Source organism: Pseudonocardia sp. (assembly GCF_035305885.1).
GTDB lineage: Bacteria > Actinomycetota > Actinomycetes > Mycobacteriales > Pseudonocardiaceae > Pseudonocardia.
In genome coordinates this window covers 1-6844 of record NZ_DATGOP010000016.1, presented here as the reverse complement: position 1 = coordinate 6844, position 6844 = coordinate 1, and the positions used below count along the sequence as shown (strand labels likewise).

Here is a 6844-nt window from a genome sequence, read left to right as displayed (position 1 = left end):
GCTCTCGCCCGGGCTCGCCGAGAGCTGGGAGCTCAGCGACGACGGGCTCGCGCTGACGCTGCACCTGCGCCACGGCGTGCGCTGGCACGACGGGGAGCCGTTCACCGCGGAGGACGTGAAGTTCAACTTCGAGGAGATCGTCCCGCTCCAGCCGTACGGGGCGGCGCTCGCCGAGCGGCTCGGGTCGGTGGAGATCGCCGACCCGTCGACGGTGGTGCTGCGGTTGACCCGGCCGTTCGGGCCGTTGCTGGAGGTGGTCTCGCAGCAGTTCATGCTGCCCAAGCACGTCTACGAGGGCACCGAGTACGTCACCAACCCGGCCAACAACGAGCCGATCGGCACCGGGCCGATGAAGTTCGGCACCTACACCCCCGGCCAGGAGGTGGTGCTCGCCAAGAACCCCGACTACTGGGGCGAGGTGTCGCAGGTCGACCGGGCGGTGTTCACCGTCATCGCCGACGAGAACAGCCGCGCCGAGGCCCTGTTCGCCGGCGAGGTCGACGAGGCGGTGCTGCACCCGGCGCAGCAGGAGCGGGTCGCCGCGAACGACAGCACCCGGCTGCTCGAGCACGGCATGTTCCCCGAGGCCGTGACGATCACGTTCAACACCCGGAACGAGCACCTGGCCGACCCGGCCGTGCGCGCCGCGATCTTCTCCGCGCTCGACCGCGAGGCGATCTCCCAGGTGGCGCTGGCCGGGATCGGTGCGCCCGCGAACGGGTTCATCCCGCCCGAGATCGGCTGGGCACACAACCCCGACGTGAACTTCGACGCGGACTTCCCGCGCGACGTCGCCGCGATCAACCGGGCGCTCGACGAGGCCGGCTACCCACGCGGGCCCGACGGCACCCGGTTCACGCTGCGGGTCCTCTACATCACCGCGCTGCACGAGGTGGTCTCGACCGTCGAGATGGTGCAGCCGATGCTCGCCGAGATCGGCATCGCCACCCAGCTGGAGAACGTCGGCGGTGCGGCGTACGTCGAGCGGCTCTACACCCAGGGCGACTTCGATCTCGCGTTCGTGCGCAGCCCGCTCGGGCCCGACCCGAGCTTCGGCATCGCCAACTGGTACACGTGCAACGAGGACCGGGCCATCGGCCGCAACCCGACCGGCGTCTGCGATCCGGAGATCGACGCCGCCGCCGCGGCCGCGCTGGACACGAACGACAAGGCGCAGCGCGGCGCGGCGTTCCAGCGGATGCAGACCCGCGCCCGCGAGCTGATGTTCTACGCCCCGATCGCCTGGTACAACGGCGCCTTCCCGACCATCAACACCTCGCGCTGGCAGGGCATGGACGCCGAGCGCGTGATGGCCGACCGGTGGCCGTGGTCGGAGATGACGCCGGCCGGAGGGGTCGAGTGAGCTCCACCCGCGTCCTCGTGCCGACCGACCGGCCGCCGCGGCGCGCCGAGGACGTCGAGCACCACGTCGTCTACCGCGACGAGAACGAGTTCGCCGCGTGGCCCTACTACTGCGGGCTGTGGCAGACCGCCGACGGCAGCCTGGTCGCCGGGTTCAAGCGCGTCCCGACCGACTACCGCAGCATCAGCCACTACGACCTGGTGAACCGGCCGGGCGAGATCGTCGTCATCCGCTCCACCGACGGCGGCCGGACGTGGGACCGCAACTCGGTCGTCCCGGTGTTCGACATGTCCATCACCAGCGAGGAGGAGCTGCCCGGTGGCGCGGCGGCGGACTGGTCGGACCTGCCGCCGCTGGACTTCACCAGCCGCGACACCCTGCTCATGGGCGGAGGCATCCCCAAGCTGATGTCGGGCGGCGCGGCCCGGGCGTGGATCCGGGCCTCCACCGACGGCGGACGTACCTGGCGCCCGCCGGCCCTGTTGCCGAACTGGGACTTCCCGGGCGTCTCCCTGCCCGGCACCTCGATGTACTCGGTGCGCGGCGACGGGGTGATGCTGTTCGGCGTCCAGGCGTGGGCGCCCGGGGTGAAGAGCCCGCTGCCGGTGGTCTACGCGAGCCACGACGGCGTCCAGTTCCCCTACCTCGGGTCGATCATCGACGAGCAGCACGCCTCGCCGTTCTGGCCCGGCGGCCGCTTCGCCTCGGCGCGCCACCTCTACCCGCGCGTGGTCGTGCTGGCCGACGGCCGCGTGCTCGCCGCGCTGCGCCACGAGCGCGACCCGCGCGGGGTGTTCTGGGTGGAGGTCCACGAGAGCCTCGACGGCGGGCGCACCTGGCACTGGCTCAGCCGCGTCAACGACTGGGGCGCGCCGGGCGACCTGGTGCCGCTGCACGACGGCCGGGTGCTGTGCGTCTACGGCTACCGGCTGCGCCCCGGCCCCGGCATCCGGTACCGGGTCAGCGAGGACGGCGGCCGGACGTGGGGGCCGGAGGTGATCCTGCGCGACGACGGCGGCAGCTGGGACCTCGGCTACCCCCGGGCCGTCGAGATCGAGCCCGGCACCGTCCTCACCCACTACTGGATCAACCACGCGGGCGACGGCGTCGACGCCGACGGCGGCGTCCGCCACATCGCCTGCACGATCTTCCGGCCCTGACCGCCCCCAGCCAGAACCCCCGAGGGGAAGCGCCCGCGATGAACCTGCCCCTGTACGACACCCACGCCCACCTGGTCTCCGACGACTGGGATACCTATCGCCCGCAGGCCCTGCGGCCCGACCTGCCCACCCCGAAGCGCCCCGACTACACCGTCACGGTCGACGAGCTGATCGCGATGATGGACGCCGAGGGCGTCGCCGAGGCCTGCCTCGTCCAGCGCGGGCACCTCTACGGCTACGACAACAGCTACATCCTCGATTCGGCCCGCAAGTTCCCCGACCGGCTGCACCCGGTGGTGATGCTCGACGCGCAGGACCCCGCCACGCCCGACCGCTACCGCGACATGGTCGAGCGCGACGGCGTGCGCGGGTTCCGGCTGGCCCACACGCGGCCGTGGATCCTCGACACCGCGTGGATGAGCTCGCCGCAGGCGATGGAGGTCTGGAAGGCCTGCGCCGACCTCGGCACGCCGATGACGCTGATCCTGTTCATGAAGCAGCTGTCCTACCTGCTGCCGCTCATCAAGATCATCGCCAAGCGGTTCCCCGACCTGCCGATCCTGCTCGACCACGGAGGCATGCCGTACGGGATGTCGCAGTACGAGGTCCGGCTCGCGAAGGAGGCGGGGGAGCAGGTGGACCTGCCCGGGCCGCCGCACTTCGGGATCGACCGGACGATCGCGATCTTCGAGGACGTCCCGAACGTCCACTTCAAGATCACCGAGATCAACATGGAGCGGATGGCCGCGGAGGGCGTGCGGCCCGCCCACCTCATCCGGCGGATGGTCGACAGCTTCGGCCCCGACCGCGTCGTGTGGGGCTCCGACGTCGGCCAGAGCACGCTCTGGAACTACACCGAGAAGGCCGCGATGGCCCGGTCGGCCGCCGATTTCCTGACCGACGAGGAGGCGCGCAAGTTCCTGCACGACAACGCGGCCCGCGTCTACGCGGCGAAGTGAAGGAGGGCCTCGTGATCCGCCGGTTCGCCCCACCCCGCCCCGCGAAGGACGCCGAGCACGCGGTCGTCCACCGCCGCGACGACCAGTTCTGCGCGTGGCCGTACACCATGGGGTTCTGGGAGACCGCCTCGGGCGAGCTCGTCGCCAACTTCCTGTCGCTCGACACCGACTACGCGGACCGGGCGAAGGTCAGCCACGACCACCTCGCCGAGCGCGGGGGTGGCCGCAGCCGGCTGGTCACGGTCCGCTCCGCCGACCGCGGGCGCACCTGGGGCGAGCCGCGCTACGACGCCTACCCGCGCCCGAACCCGCAGACCGCCCCGGCGGACCTGTCGGCGTGGGGCCCGTTCGACTTCCTCGACCGCGACGTCCTCGTGGGCAACAGCAGCACCGACTTCGGCACGCCGAAGAGCCGCTCGTTCGTGCGCGTCTCCACCGACGCCGGGCACACCTGGACGCCCGCGGCGCAGCTGCCGCTGCACGGGCTGCCCGCGCTGTCGGCGATCAACTCGGCGCTGGTGCGGCCCGACGGCCGCTGCCTGCTGTTCCTGACCGCGATCAGCGAGGACGGGTGGAACCGCAGGCCGCTGGTGTACGCCGGCACCGACGACGGCACCCGGTTCGGGTTCCTGTCGTTCATCACCCCGGAGCGGGACCCGTTCGCCGCGGCGGACGGGAACTGGACCAGCACCTACCGCTTCGGCGGGCACCGCTGGTTCTACCCGCGCGGCGTGATGCTCCCCAGCGGCCGCATCCTGTGCACGCTGCGCTGCCAACGCGACCCCACCGGGATCATGTGGACGGAGCTGTACTCCAGCGACGACGGCGGCCTGACCTGGGAGTTCCGCTCTCGCGTCAACGACTTCGGGGCGCCGGGCAGCCTGGTCGCGATGGCGGACGGGCGGCTGGTCGTCGTCTACGGCTATCGGCTCCCGCCCTACGGCATCCGCGCGGTGGTGAGCGAGGACGAGGGCCGCAGCTGGGGGCCGGAGATCGTCGTCCGCGACGACGGCGGTAGCTGGGACCTCGGCTACCCGAACGCCTTCGAGGCCGAACCGGGCCGGATCGGCGTGATCTACTACTTCAACGAACGCGACGACACCGTCCAGGCCGACGGCGGGGTCCGCCACATCGCCCGCAGCCTCTTCGTACCGGAGTGATCGCGGTGGGACGGACGGAGCTGGACGCGCTCGCGCGGGACGTCGCGCGGGTCGAGTCGGTGCGCGCGGTCAAGGACGTGCAGCGGGTCTACGCCCACCTCGGCCAGTTCGGGCGGTGGGACGAGATGGCCGCGCTGTTCGCCGAGGGCGGTGAGGTGCGCTGGGGCGGAGAGACCGTCACCGGGCGGGCGGCGATCCGGGGGTGGCTCGCGGCCCGGGCGGGCGCCACGGACGGGCGCACCCCGGGCACCCTGCACACCGAGCTGATCGACGAGCCGCTGGTGAACCTCTCGGCGGACGGGCGCACGGCGCGGGCCCGCTGGATGAGCATGCGCTTCCTCGGCGACGGCCAGGGGACGGCGCGCATCGAGGGCGGGCTCTACGAGAACTCGTACGTCGTCGAGGGCGGGCGCTGGCGCATCGCGCGCCTGCACTACCACCCGCAGTTCGAGGGCGACTACCGCGACGGCTGGACCAACGTCGGCGGGCAGGACCTGCCGGTGGTGGGCAAGCACTTCACCCCCGACGAGGCGGGGCGGCCGATCCCGCCGCCGGTCGGCGACCCGCCGGCGAGCGGCGCCACCGCCGCCGAGCTGGCGGAGCGGATCGCCCGGCTCAACGACGAGGACGCCGTCCGCAACCTCCAGCACGCCTACGGCTACTACGTCGACCGCCGGATGTGGACCGACGTGGTCGACCTGTTCGTCCCCGACGGCGTCGTCACGATCGCGGGCGTTGGCGAGCACATCGGGCGCGCGGGCGTGCGGCGGGCGATGGAGCGGATGGGGCCGGAGGGGCTCGGCTACGGCCAGCTCAACGAGCGCCCGATCTTCGACGTCGTCGTCGAGGTGCTGCCCGGCGGGCGGGAGGCGCGCTGCCGGGGGATCGAGCTGGGCCTGCTCGGCGACGCCACCCGGGGCGAGGGCTGGTGGGAGTTCTCCGTGATCTGCGCCCGCCTCGTCAAGGACGGCGGGCTGTGGCGGATCAAGGAGCTCTCGCTGACGCCGCTGCTGCGCGCCGACTACGCCGAGGGATGGGGGGCGGGCGGCACCACCGCGTGGGACGGGGAGGTGCCGGAGTTCCTCGACCCGGCGCCCCGCGGGTGCTCGCCGGGTGCCGCCACCGGGGTTGACCCGGCCGACCTGCGGCGCAGGCTCGGGCGGTCGGCGGCCTACGACGGCGTCGAGAACGTCTCCTCGGCCTACGGCTACTACCTCGACGACTTCGAGTGGACCGAGATGGCGGCGATCTTCGCGACCCGCGGTCACAAGCAGTCGCCGTTCGCCGGCTACTACGTCGGCCGCGACCGGATCGCCGGCGCGGCGGGCGCGAACTGGGGTCCGACACCGCAGCGGCGCGGCGCGATCTCGTTCCACTGGCGCATCCAGCCGGTCATCCACGTCTCCCACGACGGCCGGTCGGCGAACCTGCGCACGCGGCTGTTCCAGCCGCGGACGTCGAAGGACCCCGCCGGCACGCCGACCCGCTTCTACATGGGCGGGCTGCACTCGGGGATGTACCCGAACGACCAGGCGGTGCTCGAGGACGGCCGGTGGCGGCTGTGGAGCCTGACCATCGACGAACACTACTTCTCCACGCCCGACTGGGAGTCCGGCTGGGCGGGCGCGAAGCCGCGGCCGGAGGGCGAGCCGCCCCCGCCGAGCCGGCTGCTCACCGTCTACCCGCCGGACATCCCGCTGACCGCGCTCGGCCGGCGCATGGAGGGGTTCCGTGGCGGCACCGGCACCACCGTCGAGTGGCCCGACATCCTGCCGATGTGGTTCCACTACCGGAACCCGGTGTCGGGGCGCACCCCGGAGCACTTCTGGCCCGACTGCGTGCCGTGCGAGCAGGCGCCCGAGACCCGCATGACCGCGCACGGCTACCAGCGGCCACCCACCGGCCCCGAGATCGACGGGGTGGAGCTGCCGGAGCGGGAACAGGCGGTTGATGGCGGAGGTTGAGGCGGTCATGTCGAGCTTCGCCGTGACCTGGGACTACCGCTGCCCGTTCGCCCGCAACGCCCACGAGCACATCCTCACCGGCCTCGCCGACGGCGCTGGCTGGGACGTGCGCTTCCTGCCGTTCTCGCTGGGGCAGGCGCACGTCGAGGAGGGCGGGGTGAGCGTGTGGGACGACCCGTCGCAGGACACCGGGATCCTCGCGCTGCAGGCGGGGGTCGTGGTGCGCGACGAGTTCCCG

At 72.6% G+C, this 6844-nt stretch carries 5 protein-coding genes and 1 pseudogene; all 6 read left to right on the top strand.

Annotated features, from left to right (window positions below; genetic code table 11):
- Positions 1–1363, top strand: a 1363-nt coding sequence (locus VKZ81_RS02525) for an ABC transporter substrate-binding protein (RefSeq protein ID WP_324239735.1), incomplete at its 5' end; no start/stop codon positions are given.
- Entirely contained in the window at positions 1360–2523 is a 1164-nt protein-coding gene (locus VKZ81_RS02520) for a sialidase family protein (RefSeq protein WP_324239734.1), read from the top strand. The genes VKZ81_RS02525 and VKZ81_RS02520, both read left to right, overlap by 4 nt.
- 38 nt (positions 2524–2561) lie before the next feature.
- The gene (locus tag VKZ81_RS02515) at positions 2562–3482 is read left to right on the top strand and encodes an amidohydrolase family protein (RefSeq protein WP_324239733.1); all 921 of its coding nucleotides are present in this window, start codon (positions 2562–2564) and stop codon (positions 3480–3482) included.
- Positions 3483–3493: 11 nt separating this feature from the next.
- Entirely contained in the window at positions 3494–4642 is a 1149-nt protein-coding gene (locus VKZ81_RS02510) for a sialidase family protein (protein WP_324239732.1), read from the top strand.
- A gap of 5 nt (positions 4643–4647) precedes the next feature.
- Positions 4648–6606 carry a nuclear transport factor 2 family protein gene (locus tag VKZ81_RS02505; protein ID WP_324239731.1) on the top strand — a complete coding sequence of 653 codons (1959 nt, stop codon included), beginning with the start codon at positions 4648–4650 and terminating at the stop codon, positions 6604–6606.
- A 7-nt stretch (positions 6607–6613) separates the two neighbouring features.
- A pseudogene (locus VKZ81_RS02500) lies at positions 6614–6844 on the top strand (protein-disulfide isomerase); the annotation flags it as partial.

Bases quoted from the DNA above. Each gene is read 5' to 3' on its own strand.
- VKZ81_RS02515 (WP_324239733.1), top strand. From the start codon at position 2,562: ATGAACCTGCCCCTGTACGACACCCACGCCCACCTGGTCTCCGACGAC.